Here is a 17,631-nt window from a genome sequence, read left to right as displayed (position 1 = left end):
CTCCGTTGGCCCTGCCATTCAGGCACTCGCAGCGAAAATGAAGATTTGTTCATTCGGCCGGGCGCAACAGAGATCCCTCTACTTCTTCTTGCCAGGCAGCACCGAGCTCAGTACCTGCTTGGCGGTCTGCACGATGACCCCGGCCTCATCCGGGTCGCCCTTGAGCAGGGTGGTGGCGAATTTCTTTGCCTGTTCAAGCTTGATGTGCGGCGGCAGCGGTGGCACGTCGGGATCGGTCTTGAACTCGATCAGCACGGGACGATCTGCAGACAGCGCGCGCTCCCAGGCGTCGGCGACATCTTCCTCGCGCTCGACATAGATGCCCTGCAAGCCAATGGAAATGGCGAACAGGTGGTAGGGCACGTCCGGGATCGATTGCGAGGCTTCGAATTTCGGATCGCCTTCCATCACCCGCTGTTCCCAGGTCACCTGGTTGAGGTCCTCGTTGTTGAACACGGCGCAGATCCACTGCGGGTTGTCCCACTGCTGCCAGTACTTGGCCACGGTGATCAGCTCGGCGAGGTTGTTCATCTGCATTGCGCCGTCGCCCACCAGCGCCACCACTGGCCGCTGCGGGTGGGCGAACTTGGCGGCAATGGCGTAGGGTACTGCCGCGCCCATGCAGGCCAGGCCACCGGACAGCGAGCATTGCATACCCTCGCGGATCTGCAGGTCGCGGGCGAACCAGTTGGCGCACGAGCCCGAGTCGCTGGTGATGATGCTGTGATCCGGCAGGCGAGGTGAGAGCTCGTGCACTACGCGCTGCGGGTTGATCGGGTCGGCCTTGGCCAACGCGCGTTTTTCCAGGGTCTTGTCCCAGCGTGCGCGCCAGCCTTCGACCTTCTTGCGCCAGCGGCCATCGGTCTTGGGCAGCAGCAGTGGCAACAGCGCGCGCAGGGTGTGTGCGGCGTCCCCGACCAAATTGACTTCCATCGGGTAGCGCAGGCTGAGCATGTCCGGTTGCAGGTCGATCTGCACGCCACGGGCCTGGCCTTCCTTGGGCAGGAATTCAGCATAGGGAAAGCCTGAACCGATCATCAGCAGGGTGTCGCACTCGTTCATCAGCTGGTAACTGGGCTCGGTCCCGAGCAGGCCGATCGAACCGGTCACCCAGGGCAGGTCGTCCGGCAGCACAGCCTTGCCCAGCAAGGCCTTGGCCACGCCTGCGCCAAGTTTCTCGGCCACTGCAGTCACTTCCTCGCTGGCTTGCAGGGCGCCGGCACCGACCAGGATCGCCACCTTGCGTCCGGCATTGAGTACCTCGGCAGCGCGCTGCAGGTCGTCTTCGAAGGGCACGACCTTGGGCTTGCTGTAGCCGACACCCGAATGCAGCGTACCGTGGGCTCTGGGCGGCGCCTCGTAGGGAAGGTCCTGCAAATCGTTGGGCAGGATGACCGCCGTGACCCGGCGCTCGCCCACTGCCGTGCGCACGGCACGGTCGAGCAGGTGGCGGACCTGCGCGGGCGTGGAGGCCTGCTGCACGAAGGCGCCGGCCACATCCTTGAACATCGACACCAGGTCGAGCTCCTGTTGGTAGTGACCGCCCAGTGCGGCACGCGCCTGCTGGCCGACGATGGCAAGCACCGGCTGATGGTCCATGCGAGCGTCGTAGAGGCCAGTGAGCAGGTGCGAGGCACCGGGGCCGGAGGTGGCGATGCACACCCCCAACTCGCCGGTGAACTTGGCGTGGGCACTGGCCATGAACGCTGCCATCTCTTCATGGCGGGCCTGGACGAACTGGATCTTGCCGCCGGCCCGGGCGAGCGCGCCGAACACGCCGTTGATGCCGTCGCCGGGGTAGCCGAAGATGCGCCGCACGCCCCATTGATACAGCCGCTCCACCAGGAAGTCGCCTACGGTGACGGTCATTGTCCTCTCCCATTCTGTGATCGATAGGGGTCTGGACTTGGCGCGTTCGAGGAAAGTTTCAATCGTCTGGCCTGGCGTCCCGCCCATCTGCCGTAGCCGAGATCGCCTGAACTTTGTCGGTCGCGGCGGATTCCCTGCAGACAACAGGGCGCAATTCGCTTTGCGCTGCAAGCACGGCAACGACCCACTTCCCAGGAGTCATCGAGTGCCCCGCATCATCACTCCGTCCACGCCCGAGCACGAGATCAGCAATGAACGCGATGCCCGGATGTTCGGCTCTCCCAAGGAGCGCCTGGACTTCTACCGTCGTGAAATCCAGTACGAAACCAGCATCCTGGCCAACCGCACCGATGCCTACCTCACCGCCCAGTCGTTTCTGGTGATCGCCTTCGTCTCGTCGATGAGCAACCTGAACCAGAGCTGGGGCGAAATGTTCACCTTGCTGGTGCCGCCGTTCCTCGCCTTGCTGGGCGTGCTCAGTTCGCTGAACGCCTGGCCCGGCATTCATGCGGCCTACAGGATCATCGATCACTGGCAGACCAAGCAGAGCCACCTGCTGCGCAGCGAACCGCTGATGGGGCTCGCCTATGATGAATCGCCATTGTTCAGCGAGGCGGAGACTTCACGCGCCACGCACCGCAAGTCGCTGCTGTTTTCCCTGCGTACGCCCTGGATCTTCCTGGTGTTCTGGATAACGCTCGGCGGTTATGCGGTGTTCATTCAGCTGGCGTGACACGCAGCTCCTGCGCCATCGGCAAGTGCAGGCTGAAAGTGGTGCCCGAGACCGTGCTGGACGAGACCTCGACCTGGCCGCCGTGGGCCTCGGCGATGGCGCGGACAATGAACAGGCCAAGGCCGACCGAGCGTATCGAGCCGCACCTGTCGGTGGCGCGGGTCATCGGTTCGAACAGGTCGGGCAGCAGCGAAGGTGCAATGCCGGGGCCATGGTTGTGCACGGTAAGCACCGCAGTCGGGTGTTCCAGCGTGCTGGCGAGGGTGATCGGGTGCTCGAGATCACCATAGGCCACGCTGTTGCCGACCAGGTTGCCGATCAACTGCTGCAGGCGGTCGGGGTCGATATCGATCAGGCCGCGACCGTGCGGCAGGTAGCGGATGTCAGCCTGAGGGAAGGCCACGCGCAGTTCGGTCAGGCTCTGTTCGACGATCTGCTGCAGATCGCACACCTGGCGTCGGATGATGATGCCCTGGCCGATCCTGACCGAGGCGAGGTCGAGCAGGTCGGCGATCATCCGTCGGGCGCGCTCCGAGGAATGGCTGATACTGCCGAGCAGGCGTCGCTCGCGCTCGTGCCGCGCGTCCCGCTCCAGCAACTGGGTGGCCATGCTGATCGCGGTCAGCGGATTCTTCAGGTCGTGGCTGGCGATGGCGACCATCTGCTCGGCGAACGCCGCCCGGCGCTGGGCGATCTCATAAGCTTCCGACAGCGCGGTCTTGGCCTGTTGCAACTGCGCTTCGGCTGCAGATTTCTGCGCCAGCAGTTGTTCGGCCTGGCAGCGCGCCGCCACCATCTCGCGCTCGTAGCGATCACGCTCCATGGCGCCGAACAGCGCCAGCTCGTAGCAGACACCGCCCGAGTGTTCACGGCGGATACCGTTGAGCAGCATGGTGATGGTCCGTCCCTCACGGTGCTGCAGGTCGAGTTTCACTTCCGCCACCGAGCCCTGCATCTTCATCAGGGGAGCCCAGTGGGTCTGGTGAAAGATTCGCCCGCCGACGGTCAGCAGGGTCTGGAATCGATGACCGACCAAGCGTGCCGACTCATGCCCCAGCCAGTCGCCGAAGGTCCGGTTGCTGCGCAGGATGGTGCCATCCTCGGCAATCACCACCAGGCCGCAGGGCGCCTGCTCGAACAGCGCATCGGCACTGGGCAGGCCGTTATCCATGGGCCGTTGCCCAGGGTGCCAGGAAGGCATCCATCGCCTGGCTGCAGGCCTGGGCCGCGCTCATGTGCGGGTAGTGGCCGATGTTGTCGATCAGGCACAGCTGGCTGTTGGGCAGCACCTTGTGCAGGTAGTCGCCTACGGCAAGGGGCGCAATGATGTCCTCGGTCGATTGCAGCAGCAGTACAGGGGTCGACAGGCCTTCGATGTCCTGGCGATGGTCCGAGAGGAAGATGATACGGGCGAACTGCCGTGCAATCGCTGCATTGGTCCGGCAGAAGCTGTTGGCCAAAGCTTCGCCGAGCTCTGGCTGCCCCGGTGCGCCCATCACCACCGGCGCCATGTTGCTGGACCAGCTCAGGTAGTTGCTGTCGAGGGTCTCGAGCAGCCCATCGATGTCGGCCTGGCTGAAGCCGCCGAAGTAACCGTCGTCATTCACGTAACACGGCGAGGCACCGATCATGACCTGGGCAGCGATGCGCCCGGGCATCTGCCGCTCGGCCAGGGCGCCGATCATGGCGCTCACGGAATGCCCCACCAGGATCACCGGGCCTGCGGCGAAGGCGCTGATGATCTCGTTGAGGTCCGTGGCGTACCCTTGCAACGAGGCGTACTTGTCGGCGTCGTAGGCCTCGAGGTCGGATCCGCCTGCGCCTGCAAGATCGAAGGTGATCACCCGAAAACGTGCACGAAAATGTGCCAGCAGCGGATTCCACACCGATTGGTCGCAGCCGAAGCCATGGGCGAAGATGATCGTGGCCTGGCCTTTACCCGAAAGATGCACATTGTTGCGGCGTTTCAAGTCCATGGCGGTTCCCGGTGTCGAGCACCGTCGAATGGCATCAGAGAGGCTCCGGCTGCTGCCAGAGGCATTGGCCGGGATAAGGTAAGGACGTGCGGGTAACTGTGGTCGGAACAGCGAACGGGAAGAACGTTCGCTTGGCTTGAGCGTAGCGGATACAGGGGAGCATACAGGGAAAGTGGTCAGCATGCCTGTGCGAGCGTGCACCGAGCGTCACGAGCAACGGCGTTCAGGTGTTTACAGATTGTATATGTCTGGATAATGTGTCCAATAAATTGATTCGATCTGGCGCCCGGTAGCGCCGCCCGTTGTCCAATCCTCGAGGAACCTTGCCATGTCCATCGCTTTGCCCACCTACCAGGATGTGCTCGACGCGTCTGCGCGGCTCCAGGGCGCTGCCCACCTGACTCCCGTACTGACATCGCGCACCCTCGATGGCCAGGTCGGTGCACAGGTGTTCTTCAAGTGCGAAAACCTCCAGCGCGGCGGTTCCTTCAAGTTCAGGGGCGCCTACAATGCCCTGTCGCAGTTCAACGAGACGCAGCGCAAGGCTGGCGTGGTGGCTTTTTCGTCCGGCAATCACGCCCAGGGCATCGCGCTGGCCGCTGCGATCCTGAAGATCCCGGCCATCATCGTCATGCCTACCGATGCTCCGGCGGCCAAGGTTGCGGCCACCCGTGACTACGGCGCAGAGGTGGTGTTGTACAACCGCTACACAGAGGACCGCGAAGCCATCGGCCGTACCTTCGCTGTCGACCGCGGCATGACCCTGATCCCACCCTACGACCACCCGCACGTCCTGGCGGGGCAGGGTACGGCTGCCAAGGAGCTGTTCGAGGAGGTAGGCCAGCTCGATGTGCTGCTGGTCGGCCTCGGTGGTGGTGGCATGCTCTCCGGCACCGCGCTGTCGACGCGGGCGCTGTCACCCGGCTGCACCCTGATCGGGGTCGAGCCGCAGGCGGGCAATGATGGCCAGCGTTCGTTCGAATCCAGCCAGATCGTGCACATCGACACGCCGGACACCATCGCCGACGGTGCCCAGACCCAGCACCTGGGCAACTACACCTTTCCGATCATCCAGCAAGGGGTGAACCGTATCGAAACGGTCACCGACCCCGAGCTGGTGCAGGCGATGCAGTTCTTCGCCCAGCGCATGAAGATCGTGGTCGAGCCTACCGGCTGCCTGGGCCTGGCGGCCGTTCGCAAGCTCAAGGACGAGCTGCAGGGCAAGCGCGTGGGGGTGATCATCACCGGCGGCAATATCGATATCGACAGGCTCGGCCAGTTCCTGCAGGCCTGACCATGGCAACTTTTCCGATAACGCGCCAACGGCAGCGAGGCTGGCCATGAAGCTGATCGACACACCCGCGGCACCCAGGCCTGCGGGCCATTACTCCCAGGCCACCGTGCATCAGGGGATGGTCTACGTTTCCGGGCAATTGCCGGTCAGCGCGGATGGAACGCACAACACCCAGGCGTCGTTCGCCGAGCAGGCGCACATCGTGCTGAAAAACCTCGAGGCGATTCTGCACGCCGCCGGCAGCAGCTTGGCCGACCTGCTCAAGGTCACGGTCTACGTGGCCGGCGTGCAGCACTGGCCGGCATTCGACCAGATCTACGCCCAGGCGCTGGGCGATCATCGCCCGGCACGGGCGGTGGTACCGGTGCCTGAGTTGCACCACGGTTACCTGGTCGAGATCGAGGCGCTGGCGCGGCAGGGGGATCAGCGGCTGTCGCTGTAGACCGTGGCCCTGGATACGCCCAGGTGCGAGGCCACGGTTTCCATGGCCTTGCGGATCTCCAGCAGGCCGGCGTCCTTGAGCTCCTGGAGCAGCGCCCTGCGCTCTGCGGCCTTGAGTGCGCGCGGCGTGGTGGCCAGGCGCGCGGCGAACTGGTCGATCCTGGCCCTGATGGCTTCGGCGCCGCTGCTTTCGAGCGACTCGTGGGGGCGCTCGCCGCTGAACGAACCGAACTGTTCGAGCATGCCCTGCAGGCCGCGAAACAGGGTGAGGTCGATGTTCATGCACAGCGCCGCGATGTAGTGGCCGCTGGAATCCTTGATACCGATCGAGGTGCTCTTGACCTGGCGACCGTCCTTGAACTGGTTGGGGTAGTTGGCAATGACCTGCGCATAGGCCGGGTCGGCAATCCTCGCCAGGCCCAGCTCCGTGGCCGGGTCGCCGACTTCGCGTCCCGAGAGGTTGTTGTGGATGGCGAGGATCGCGTGTTCGGGATCGCGCAGATCGTGCAGCACGACCTCGCAAAACGGGCTGAAGGTCTGGCTCAGGCCTTCGGCGATCTGCGCCATCTGCTGGATCAGCGCCTGTTGTTCGGGGGTGGTCTTTTTCATGCCCGGAAGATATCCAGCCGGTGGGAACAGTGTCAATCGAGGCCTGGTGAGCGCACCGCGCCGTGAAAGGGCTGAACGAAACGCCGATGGTTTCCTCTGAACAGTACCACCTGCAACGCCATCGGCCTGCAGACAACAGCGACGAACTTGTCGACGGTTGTCTGGCACAATTGCGTTTTCATCTGTTCGGAGCCCTTTCATGCTGCGTGTACTCGAGCGCTGGCTAGACCCTTTTCCTCCTGACGAAGTGCCGCCGCCGCCGATGGGCCTGGCCCGGTTCATGTGGGCCTGCACGCGAGGTGCGCGCGGCTACATCCTGGCCCTGGCGCTGCTCAGTGCGGCGGTGTCGATCTATGAAGCCTGGTTGTTCGCCTTTCTTGGCCAGGTGGTGGACATGCTGTCGACCTGGCAGGCCGGCAGCGGTGTGACCGACGAGGAGCGCCGGGTGCTCTGGGGCCTGGGCGTGGTGCTGGTCACCAGCATCTTCCTGGTCGCCGGGCGCACGATGGTTCAGCATCAGGTACTGGCGATCAACCTGCCGCTGCGCCTGCGCTGGGATTTTCACCGGCTGATGCTGCGCCAGAGCCTGTCGTTCTTCTCCGACGAGTTTTCCGGGCGAGTGACCACCAAGGTCATGCAGACGGCCCTGGCGGTTCGCGAGGTGTTGTTCACCCTGATCGAGATCCTCCCGGGCATCGGCGTGTACTTCGTCGCCATCATCGCCCTGGCCGGAGGCTTCGCGCTCAAGCTGATGCTGCCGTTCATGGCCTGGATCGCGCTGTTCGGCCTGGCCATGGTGTACTTCGTGCCGCGCCTGGGGCAGGTCGGGCAGGAGCAGGCCAACGCCCGTTCCTCGATGACCGGACGTGTTTCCGACGCCTACACCAACATCACCACGGTCAAGCTGTTCTCGCATTCCCGGCGCGAGGCGCATTTCGCCCGCGCGGCCATGGAAGATTTCAAGCAGACCGGCTTTCGCCAGATGCGCCTGGTCAGCCAGTTCGAGATCGTCAACCAGGCACTGGTGGTCGGCTTGATCATGGGCGCGGGCGGCTATGCCCTGTGGCTCTGGCACCAGGGCCAGGTCGGTGCTGGCGCGGTGGCGGCAATCACCGCCATGGCCTTGCGGGTCAATGGCATGTCGCACTGGATCATGTGGCAGATGACTGCGCTGTTCGAGAACATCGGCACGGTCCAGGATGGCATGGTGACCCTCACCACCGGGCCCAAGGTCGAGGATGCTGCAGATGCCGGTGAGTTGCAGACTCGCGGCGGCGCCGTGAGCTTCGATGACGTGCGCTTCAACTACAACGGCGAGCGCCAGGTGCTCGATGGCCTCAGCCTGGAAATCCGCGCGGGCGAGAAGATCGGCCTGGTGGGCCGTTCGGGTGCGGGCAAGTCGACGCTGATCAACCTGCTGTTGCGTTTCTACGACGTCGACAGCGGGCAGATCCGCATCGATGGCCAGGATATCGCCAAGGTGACCCAGGATAGCCTGCGCAGTGCGATCGGCATGGTCACCCAGGACACCTCGCTGCTGCACCGGTCGATCCGCGACAACATCGCCTACGGTCGCCCGGAGGCCAGCGAAGCGCAGATTCATCACGCCGCAGCCAGTGCCCAGGCCGATGGCTTCATCGCGCAACTGAGCGACCGCCAGGGCAATACCGGCTATGACACCCTGGTCGGCGAACGCGGCATCAAGCTCTCCGGCGGTCAGCGCCAGCGCATCGCCATTGCCCGGGTGATGCTCAAGAACGCACCGATCCTGCTGCTCGACGAGGCCACCAGCGCGCTGGACTCGGAGGTCGAAGTGGCCATCCAGGAAAGCCTCGATGACATGATGCAGGGCAAGACGGTGATCGCCATCGCCCACCGACTCTCGACCATCGCCGCCATGGACCGGCTGATCGTGATGGATGAAGGGCGCATCATCGAGCAGGGCACCCACGCCGAACTGCTGGCACGCAATGGCACCTACGCCCGGCTGTGGCAGCACCAGAGCGGCGGCTTCCTGGGTGAAGACCAGGGTGTGGTCGAGGCGGTGGAGTAGCGGCAATCTGCCAGATGCCTCAGGGCACCGTTGACGTCGGCAGGCAGGATGGGCTGGCGCGCAGGGCCAGCCATCCTGCCGGGAAGGCTGGTCAGGCGTGGCCGCTGCTGTTGACGATCCGCAGGCACAGCGCCTCATACGGATCGAGGGTGATCAGCAACTGACCGTCCAGGTCCAGGTCGCCTTCGACCGTCTCGTTGATCATGTCCACCACCGGCCCGGGTGTGAAACCACTCAGTTGCAGGGTCTCGCCGATCAGTTCGGCGCTGAAGTTCAGCGCGCTGATCTGCGTGCCCCGGCCGGCGGGCAGTTCATGCACCATCACCAGCAGCCCCGGGCTGCTGACCTCGGGCACCAGCACCTGGCGACTGGCCGCGATGCCGTAGGCCTGGCGCACCGCCAGGAGTTTCCTGACCTGGCTGGCGAACGAGTCGGGTTGCTCCAGTTGCTCGCCGAGACTGCCATACAGGCTGCGTGCCCGTGGCATGCCCCGTACCGACGCACTGGCGTGCGGATCGAGGCCCGACAGGTCGTAGCCGCCCCGGTGAATCCAGCGGGTATCGCCATCGAGCATGCGTTCGGCCACGGCTTCGGCGGGCAAGGGCAGGGCGCCGACCATGTCCCATCCCGACAGGGCCACCACCCCGGGCTGCATGGCGTTGTACATCACCAGCAGCAGGTGCACTTTCTGGATCTGCGCGATGTCGTGCGCGCCGATCTGGTCAAGATCGCGGATCCCCAGCGCTGCCGTGATCAGGCTGACCGTGGTGCAGGAGATGCCATTGGTCACGAAGCGCAGGTTATAGGGGGCATGTTCCCCGGAGGCGCGTTCGTAGATCTCTTCACGGACATGCTCGCGCAGCACGCTGCCGGGCAATGTCTGGCCCTTGTAGAGGTACATGTCGTGGGCATGCAGGGTCCAGAAGTGCACGAGTTCGGCGGTCAGTTCGTCATGGTTCTGCAAGGCATGGATCAAGGAGGCCGGGTCGATGCCGAAGGCGTGCATTTCCTTGAGCATCAGGCGCAGGAACTCGGTGTCCCCGGTGAGCAGCGCGTGCTGATAGGCCGGGCGGGTGACGAAATCGTAGGAGAGGTCCGCGCCGCCTTTGGACATCTGGGCGATGTCGTCCAGGGTCAGGTTCAGTTCCTGGAAGCTGAAGCCGCCGGCCTTGCGGATCATGCCACCGATCAGCTGGTTGCCGGTCAGCGACAGCGGATGGCTCTCGGACCAGGCGGGTCCGCCGGTGCGGGTCTCGACGCCGAGAAAACCGTTGGCATCCAGGCGCAGCCCCCGTGCGCCGAGGCAGTCCAGGGCGTGCAGCGCGTCGCCGATGATCATCTGCTGGGCGGCAAAAGTCGGGTCCAGCCAGTTCAGCGAAGGTTGTCCCTCCTTGAAATAGTGCAGGTACACCCAGCGCCGGGTCTTGCCATCGACACCCACCACGGGGGGCGTGGCGCTCCAGTCGGTTTCCTTGACGCCGGGCTCGAAGAAGATCACCCGTTGCAACTGGCCGACGATGTAGTGCCGCAGCTTGAGCTCGTCACAGGTCGCTGGCGACAGGTTGACCGCGTCGCGCCCTGCAGGAACATCCGGCAGCAGCGGCCAGTCCTCTTCGCGGATCTCGACCATGTGGTACAGCCCCGGATAGCTGTCGTGGGCCATTTCCGCCAGGCGGAAGTCGGCACCCTTGCCGGTGTGCGAAGGGATCAGGTCGTCGATGGTCACGGCGTTGTGCGCGGCCGCCAGGCGGCTCATCTGCACCAGTTCGGCTTCGCTGCCGTAGAGGGGATCGATCTCGAAGCTGATGCGATCGAAATTGCCGTCTATGCTGGGTGTGGTCTGTCTACCCGTGATCCCGCCGGACTGCTTGATCGGGCCGGTGTGAATGCCCTGGATGCCGATGTGCGAGAGCTGGCGCCACAATGCCTCGTGGCCCAGGGCGCCGAGCACGCTGCATCCTTCGGGAGCGATGATCGCATCGGGGTACACGGTGAGCCATACCGAGGCGATTTCGCTGGCGCGGCGCGGTTGCGCTTCGGCGTAAGGGTTTTGCCACAGCCTTGGCTGGCCTGCGTAGAGGCGTGCACGCGCTTGCGAGGTACGCAGCATCGAGCGCTCTTCCAGCCATTGAATGTAGGCTTCGTCGGGTTGGGGCATGTGCAGCACCTCGGCTTCGTCCATGGGCGTTGCATAGGACGGCTGGCGCAGGCGAACGTTCGTTTTTGCTGGCTCTGGCGCCGCTATGCCGGGGGCAGTTGTCATATCCGTTTACCAACTGACTGTAGGAAACAGCAGTGTTCTGGCACCTGGCCATCCACATTGCCACCCAACAGTCACAAAGTTGTAATACAGCTGCTGCAAAGTGTCCCGGCCATCACACGGAGCGCTTTTCCATGATACGCCTGATGAAATCTGCTGCACTCGCCGTTGCCGTTTCGCTCAGCGCCACTTCGGCATTCGCCGCAGAGAACGTCCGCCTGACCGGTTCCGGCGCAAGCTTCCCGGCACCGATCTACCTGACCTGGTTCAAGGATTTCAGCAAGAAGACCGACGGCGTCACCGTCGACTACCAGTCCAAGGGGAGCGGCGCTGGTGTTCAGGACTTCCTGAACAAGACCGTCGATTTCGCCGCCAGCGACTCGGCCATGAAAGACGATGAAATCGCCAAGGTTGCAGAGGGTGTGCAACTGCTGCCGATGACTGCCGGTGAAATCGTCCTGGCCTACAACCTGCCGGGCAACCCGAAGGGTCTGAAACTGCCACGCGAAGTGTATTCCGACATCTTCCTGGGCAAGATCACCCAGTGGAACGATCCGAAGATCGTTGCCGCCAACCCTGAGCTGAAGCTGCCAGCCACCCCGATCACCGTGGTCGTGCGTGCCGACTCCAGCGGTACCACCGCTGTCTTCACCAAGCACCTGTCGGCCATCAACCCGGGCTTCAAGGAAGCACTGGGCGAGGGCAACACCGTCAACTGGCCTGCGACCGACAAGTTCATCAAGTCGCCGAAGAACGACGGCGTGACCGCTACCGTTCGCCAGACCCCGGGCGCCATCGGCTACATCGAATACGGCTTCGCCAAGCTGGCCAAGGTCGACTTCGCCGCCCTGCAGAACAAGGCTGGCCAGTATGTCGTACCGAATGCCGAGAGCGGTGCCGAGGCACTGGCCGCGGTGAAGATGCCGGAAAACCTGGTGGCCTGGCTGCCTGATCCGGACGGCGCCAAGTCCTACCCGATCACTTCCTACACCTGGATGATCTTCCGCAAGGATAACGGTAACCCGGCCAAGGCCAAGGCCATGCGCGACATGATCGAGTACAGCCTGACCGAAGGTCAGAAGATCGCCGACTCGATGGGCTACATCCCGCTGCCGCAGTCGGTTGTAGACCAGGTACGCAAGGCTGCCCAGAACATCAAGTAAGGCTTGCCAGGTTGCGCTCGGCCTGGCCGGTATGGCACGCCGGGCGCCTTTGCCCCCTGTCCCGGAAATAACCAATGAACACACCTTTTGCCATTCCGGATAACCCCGACTCTGCATGTCAGCCACCGTCAGCCAAGGATTTCCTGGTTGACCGTACCTTCCGTGCACTCGCACGCATCGGTGTGGTACTGGTACTGGCGCTGGTCTTCGCGCTGGTCTACGAAGTAGGACGCAAGGCACTGCCTGGCATGGAAAAGCACGGTTTCGACGTGCTCTTCGGCAGCGTGTGGGACGTTAACCAAGGCAAATACGGCATTCTGCCAGCGATCTGGGGCACGCTCTACAGCGCCCTGATTGCATTGCTGATCGCAGGTTTCTTCGGCGTCAGCATGGCCATTTTCCTCACCCAGGACTTCCTGCCCGCAAAACTTGCGGCCGTGTTCCGCACCATCGTCGAGTTGCTCGCCGCCATCCCCAGCGTGGTCTACGGTCTGTGGGGCATCTACGTGGTGATCCCGGCGATCCGCCCACTGGCGGCCTGGTTGAACAGTGAACTGGGCTGGATTCCTTTCTTCGGCTCTTCCCTGAGCGGGCCCGGGCTGCTGCCCGCCGCGCTGGTACTGGCCATCATGATTCTGCCGACCGTTGCCGCCGTTTCTCAGGACGCGCTGACCAGCGTGCCGATGAAGACCAAGCAGGCGGCCTACGGCATGGGCACCACCCACTGGGAAGCCATCCTCAAGGTGATGGTGCCATCGGCAGCGACCGGCATCTTCGGCTCGCTGGTGCTCGGCCTGGGCCGCGCGCTGGGCGAGACCATGGCCCTGGCCATGCTGGTGGGCAATGCCAACACCATCACGCTGTCGCTGTTCGCCCCGGCCAACACGCTGGCGGCCCTGTTGGCCCTGAACTTCCCCGAGGCCGGACCGAACGAGGTCGAGGTACTGATGTACGCGGCCCTGGTACTGATGTTCATCACCTTGCTGGTGAACGTCATCGGATCGCTGATCATGCTCTACGCCCAGCGGGGTAACAAATAATGACCGACCTCACCACCCCGACTACGGCATTGCCAAGCCTGCAGCGCCGCTTCGAAGGCCGCGCCCTGCGCAGCCTCACCCTGACCACCATGGTCTGGGCCGTTGCCTTGCTGGCCAGCGTACCGCTGATCTCGGTGCTGTACATGCTGATCACCCGTGGCGGCGCACGCTTGAGCCTGGAGGTGTTCACCGAGCTGCCACCGACCGGCTTCGAGATGGGCGGCGGCTTCGGCAACGCGATGGCCGGTACCTTCGTCATGGTCGGCATCGCCGCCGCCATCGCCGTACCGGTCGGCATCCTGGCCGCGATCTTCCTCGCCGAACTGGGTCCGGACAGCAAGCTGGCCAACGCTTCGCGCTTCGCCGCGAAGATGCTCACCGGCCTGCCTTCGATCCTCGCCGGTGTGTTCGCCTACGCCCTGGTGGTGATGACCACCGGCACCTACTCGGCCCCGGCCGGTGGCGTTGCGCTGGCGGTGCTGATGCTGCCGATCGTGGTGCTGACCGCCGAAGAGGCGATGAAGATGGTGCCCAAGATCATGAAGGATGCCGCCTATGGCATGGGTTGCACCCGCGCCCAGGTGATCTGGAAGATCATCCTGCCGACCGGCATGCCGGCCATCCTTACCGGCGTCATGCTGGCCGTGGCCCGCGCCGCAGGCGAAACCGCGCCGCTGCTGTTCACCGCACTGTTCAGCAACTACTGGATCTACCACGACGGCAGCCTGGCGGTGATGAACCCCACGGCCTCGCTGGCGGTACTGATCTACAACTTCTCCGGCATGCCTTTCGACAACCAGCTGGAGCTCGCCTGGGCGGCCTCGCTGGTCCTGGTCATGATCGTGCTGGTAGTGAATATTCTCAGCCGGATTTTCGGCAAGCCTAAGTATTGAGAACGGGAGCATCTAACTTGAACGTATCGACTGCGCAACGAGCCGCTCCGTTGGTCAACCAGGCACCAGTGGTCATGGACTGCAAGCTGGACAAGATTTTCTACGGCAACTTCATGGCCGTGCGCGACAGCCACGTGCCGATCGAGAAGAACAAGATCACCGGCTTCATCGGCCCGTCCGGCTGCGGCAAGAGCACCGTGCTGCGCAGCCTGAACCGCATGAACGACCTGGTGAAGGGCTTCCGCTTCGAAGGCCACGTGCACTTCCTCGGCCAGGATGTCTACGGCAAGGGCGTCGACCCGGTAGTGGTGCGCCGCTACATCGGCATGGTGTTCCAGCAACCGAACCCGTTCTCGATGAGCATCTTCGACAACGTCGCCTTCGGCCTGCGCCTGAACCGCTACAAGGGCGACCTGGGCGACCGCGTCAAGCACGCCCTGCAAGGTGCCGCCCTGTGGGACGAAGTGAAGGACAAGCTCAAGGTCAGCGGCCTGTCGCTGTCCGGCGGCCAGCAACAGCGCCTGTGCATCGCCCGGGCCATTGCCACCGAGCCGGAAGTGCTGTTGCTCGACGAACCATGCTCGGCACTGGACCCGATCGCCACCCGCCGGGTCGAGGAACTGATGGTCGAGCTGAAGAAGGACTACACCATCGCCCTGGTGACCCACAACATGCAGCAGGCGATCCGGGTGGCCGACACCACGGCGTTCTTCTCGGTGGACATTTCCCAGGGTTCGCGCACCGGCTACCTGGTGGAAATGGGGCCAACCACCCAGATCTTCCAGAACCCGCGTGAACAACTGACCAGTGACTACATCAGCGGCAAGTTCAGCTGATCGATCACACCGCAGGCGGTCGGACGTCGCAGGCCAGGATGGCCAGGCGACGTTGCGGCCGTTTCACTTTTTATGTTTCCAGAGATTGCCTATGCGTGCCACGCGTCGTCTTGACCTGTCAGCGGTAGAACGCGCACTGCGGGATGTGCAGCGTCGTTTCACCGAGCTCAGCAAGCATTTTACCGAACCGCGCGATCCGTTCACCGACGAGGTGCTGCAAAATGTGCTTGAAGGCTATGCCCTGATTGACGACTATGTCGCGCGGGGAATCGACCTTTTCGACCTGCAGCAGGTGAACCTGATGCTGGAGATCAACGCCACGGTGCTGTGCGGCAGCGATCCTGAACGTCGAGTGGAGTTCGCCCAGCACCTGATCGCCACCGAAGAACACTTCTTCAACAACGTCGAAGGCGGCATCAAGGATCTGTACAATTGGTATTGCTCGTATGGCAGTGATTCGGTCTGGAAACGCGCGGCTGGCGTGTATGTTCGGATTCTGAGCAAGCCGCAGCTGTTCATCGAAGGCAACAACCGCACGGGGTCGCTCATCGTCAGTTATCTGCTGATGCGCGCAGGGCTGCCGCCGTTCGTGCTGACGCTGGACAACGCCAAGGGCTATTTCAACCCGTCCTCGGTCATACGCAACTCCGCCAAGCATGGTGTAAAGGCCTTGTACGAATTGCCCAAGATCAAGAAAAAGTATGCGGCGTTCCTGGAAGCGCAGGCGCCGGATCCCGATAAATTCTTCCTCGGCGGTGCGTCTGCACCCGTCCGCCAGGAGGTACGCTGATGGGCCGTTATCCGATGCTCAAGCACTGGCGCGCCGGCAGCCGCCAGGCCTGGCAGGGCGTCACCCGGGCATTCCAGCGCCCGCGCGTGCGCATTTCGTTCGACATCGACGACACGCTCGCCTGCCTGCCGGACCACAGCCCTGAAGAGCACAGCAAGCTGCCCGGTTTCGTGCACCGCTGGCTGGGCGAGCCCCTGCGCATCGGCACCCGCTCGCTGATGCGCGATCTGCGTCGCCAGGGTTACAGCGTCTGGATCTACACCTCGTCCGGTCGTTCACCGTCCTATATCCGCCGCTGGCTGCTGCTCTACGGCATCCGGGTCGACGGAGTGGTCAACAGCGACCGGCACCAGCATGTCCTGACCCTCAACGGCCTGGAGAATGCCCCTTCGAAATTCCCACCCGCGTTCGACATCGACCTGCATGTCGACGATTCCGACGGCGTGCGGCTCGAGGGTGACGATCACGGCTTCCGCGTGGTGGTTGTCTGCCCCAAGGACCGGCACTGGACGCAGAAGGTCATGGATGCTGCCGTCGAGGTCCAGGCCAAACTGGCCTGGCAACAGCCGCTCAGGCACTCGATGCCGGTGCAGCCATCCTCCGAGGCGCTGGTGTCCTGAGTACGGCACGCCTCGCTACGCAATGGTGCGCGAAGCGGCCCCGAGCATCTCACCCCAACGGGTGATTCCCCCGACGCGCCACCCCATGGCACCATCCGATCAGCGGAATTCCAGGGGTCATGCGCGTGCACACCGATCAACTCTCCTCAACCCGATGGTTCGAGGCGATGGCGAAAGCCACCGCCGCCCTTGGCGCACCGGGCTTCGCCACGGCGTTGTTCGACGCCTTGGCCCTGGTCGGGCCAGTCAAGGCCAGCACGGTGTACCTGTACCCGCGCGAGGGCCTGCCGTCGGCCTGGTCGGAGTGTGACGGCCCAGGGCCCTGGCGACCTGAAGGTAACGTCCGGCGTTATCTGTCAGGCTTCTATCTGCTCGATCCGTTCTACGAGGTGTGCATCGAGAGGGTTCACTCAGGCTGCTACGCGCTGGCCGACGTGGCGCCCGATCATTTCAAGCTCAGCGAATATTACCTGGCGTTCTATCGGCACTCGCACCTCGAAGACGAAATCAACTACCTGCTGCATCTGGACGAAAGCCTCAGCCTGGCGGTGTCGCTGGCTTTCACCGATGAGCTCGACGAAGCCACCAAGTTGCGCTTCAAGTGCATCAGCCCGTGGGTGCTGGCGGTACTGGCCAAGCACTTCGAGGGATATCAGGGGCGCGGCGGGCGCGAGGAGAAGGTCTGGGAACAGCGTGTACACGCTGCCTTGAGCAATTTCGGCTCGTCCTTGCTGACCGAGCGTGAGTGCCGGATCGCCCAGCTGATCCTGCGGGGGCATTCGACTCGATCCCTGGCCGAACGGCTGAAGGTTTCCGAAGACACCATCAAGTCTCACCGCAAGCATGTCTATGCCAAGCTCGATATCGGCACCCAGTCCGAATTGTTTTCCCTGTTCATCGATGCCCTGGCCAATGCTCATGGGGTGTTGGAGCGCGATCCGCTGGAAAGCTACATGAGCAAGCCGCGCTGAGGCGGGCACATGATCAAGAGATCGCTCCTGCAAGCGACCAGGCAGTACCGGCCTTGGGTCGCCAAAGGGTCGCAAAGCGACCC

16 protein-coding genes are annotated in these 17,631 nt (G+C 63.6%); 11 read left to right on the top strand and 5 right to left on the bottom strand.

Going from position 1 to position 17,631, the window contains the following annotated elements:
• Positions 1-78: 78 nt before the first annotated feature.
• Complete coding sequence (locus tag AC1TXO_RS15015) at positions 79-1,869, bottom strand: thiamine pyrophosphate-requiring protein (protein WP_486402476.1); 1,791 nt, start codon at positions 1,867-1,869, stop codon at positions 79-81.
• Positions 1,870-2,074: 205 nt separating this feature from the next.
• Here AC1TXO_RS15015 and AC1TXO_RS15010 point away from each other — a divergent pair, with 205 nt between their 5' ends.
• Positions 2,075-2,602, top strand: a complete 528-nt coding sequence (locus tag AC1TXO_RS15010; RefSeq protein ID WP_486402475.1) for a hypothetical protein — start codon at positions 2,075-2,077, stop codon at positions 2,600-2,602.
• On the opposite strand, the gene AC1TXO_RS15005 is transcribed toward AC1TXO_RS15010, so the two are convergent.
• A complete protein-coding gene (locus AC1TXO_RS15005; RefSeq protein WP_486402474.1) occupies positions 2,586-3,773 on the bottom strand; it encodes a PAS domain-containing sensor histidine kinase in 1,188 nt (395 codons plus the stop codon). The genes AC1TXO_RS15010 and AC1TXO_RS15005 overlap by 17 nt on opposite strands.
• Positions 3,766-4,578 carry an alpha/beta fold hydrolase gene (locus AC1TXO_RS15000; protein ID WP_486402473.1) on the bottom strand — a complete coding sequence of 271 codons (813 nt, stop codon included), beginning with the start codon at positions 4,576-4,578 and terminating at the stop codon, positions 3,766-3,768. Before AC1TXO_RS15000 ends, AC1TXO_RS15005 begins: the two co-directional genes overlap by 8 nt.
• Before the next feature lie 328 nt (positions 4,579-4,906).
• Between AC1TXO_RS15000 and AC1TXO_RS14995 the strand changes: the two genes are divergently transcribed.
• Positions 4,907-5,872 (top strand): threo-3-hydroxy-L-aspartate ammonia-lyase, encoded by a 966-nt coding sequence (locus AC1TXO_RS14995; protein WP_486402472.1) that lies wholly within the window; start codon positions 4,907-4,909, stop codon positions 5,870-5,872.
• 46 nt (positions 5,873-5,918) lie between these two features.
• The gene (locus AC1TXO_RS14990; protein ID WP_486402471.1) at positions 5,919-6,314 is read left to right on the top strand and encodes a RidA family protein; all 396 of its coding nucleotides are present in this window, start codon (positions 5,919-5,921) and stop codon (positions 6,312-6,314) included.
• On the opposite strand, the gene AC1TXO_RS14985 is transcribed toward AC1TXO_RS14990, so the two are convergent.
• On the bottom strand, positions 6,296-6,922 hold the full coding sequence (locus AC1TXO_RS14985) for a helix-turn-helix transcriptional regulator (RefSeq protein ID WP_486402470.1): 627 nt from the start codon (positions 6,920-6,922) through the stop codon (positions 6,296-6,298). The two genes, AC1TXO_RS14990 and AC1TXO_RS14985, sit on opposite strands and share 19 nt — an antisense overlap.
• 199 nt (positions 6,923-7,121) lie before the next feature.
• Between AC1TXO_RS14985 and AC1TXO_RS14980 the strand changes: the two genes are divergently transcribed.
• Positions 7,122-8,975: an ABC transporter ATP-binding protein gene (locus tag AC1TXO_RS14980; protein WP_486402469.1), complete on the top strand. Its 1,854-nt coding sequence runs from the start codon at positions 7,122-7,124 to the stop codon at positions 8,973-8,975.
• Between the two features lie 91 nt (positions 8,976-9,066).
• On the opposite strand, the gene treS is transcribed toward AC1TXO_RS14980, so the two are convergent.
• On the bottom strand, positions 9,067-11,133 hold the full coding sequence (treS, locus tag AC1TXO_RS14975) for a maltose alpha-D-glucosyltransferase (RefSeq protein ID WP_486402468.1): 2,067 nt from the start codon (positions 11,131-11,133) through the stop codon (positions 9,067-9,069).
• Positions 11,134-11,369: 236 nt separating this feature from the next.
• On the opposite strand from treS, the gene pstS reads away from it, so the two are divergent.
• The 7 genes from pstS (at position 11,370) to AC1TXO_RS14940 (ending at position 17,548) form a co-directional block, all read left to right on the top strand.
• A complete protein-coding gene (gene pstS, locus AC1TXO_RS14970) occupies positions 11,370-12,398 on the top strand; it encodes a phosphate ABC transporter substrate-binding protein PstS (protein ID WP_486402467.1) in 1,029 nt (342 codons plus the stop codon).
• Between the two features lie 74 nt (positions 12,399-12,472).
• Positions 12,473-13,438, top strand: coding sequence for a phosphate ABC transporter permease subunit PstC (gene pstC / locus AC1TXO_RS14965; RefSeq protein ID WP_486402466.1), 966 nt, complete (start codon positions 12,473-12,475; stop codon positions 13,436-13,438).
• Positions 13,438-14,331, top strand: a complete 894-nt coding sequence (pstA, locus tag AC1TXO_RS14960; RefSeq protein WP_486402465.1) for a phosphate ABC transporter permease PstA — start codon at positions 13,438-13,440, stop codon at positions 14,329-14,331. Before pstC ends, pstA begins: the two co-directional genes overlap by 1 nt.
• Positions 14,332-14,405: 74 nt before the next feature.
• A complete protein-coding gene (gene pstB, locus AC1TXO_RS14955) occupies positions 14,406-15,167 on the top strand; it encodes a phosphate ABC transporter ATP-binding protein PstB (RefSeq protein WP_054894178.1) in 762 nt (253 codons plus the stop codon).
• Between the two features lie 91 nt (positions 15,168-15,258).
• Positions 15,259-15,957: a hypothetical protein gene (locus AC1TXO_RS14950; RefSeq protein ID WP_486402464.1), complete on the top strand. Its 699-nt coding sequence runs from the start codon at positions 15,259-15,261 to the stop codon at positions 15,955-15,957.
• Positions 15,957-16,577, top strand: coding sequence for a hypothetical protein (locus AC1TXO_RS14945; RefSeq protein WP_486402463.1), 621 nt, complete (start codon positions 15,957-15,959; stop codon positions 16,575-16,577). The genes AC1TXO_RS14950 and AC1TXO_RS14945 overlap by 1 nt, the downstream gene beginning before the upstream one ends.
• Positions 16,578-16,696: 119 nt before the next feature.
• Entirely contained in the window at positions 16,697-17,548 is an 852-nt protein-coding gene (locus tag AC1TXO_RS14940) for a helix-turn-helix domain-containing protein (protein ID WP_486402462.1), read from the top strand.
• Positions 17,549-17,631 lie beyond the last annotated feature (83 nt).

This window comes from Pseudomonas sp. FA117, assembly GCF_057370475.1.
Note: the sequence above shows the minus strand (reverse complement) of the source record. Positions and strands in the feature narration are given on the sequence as shown.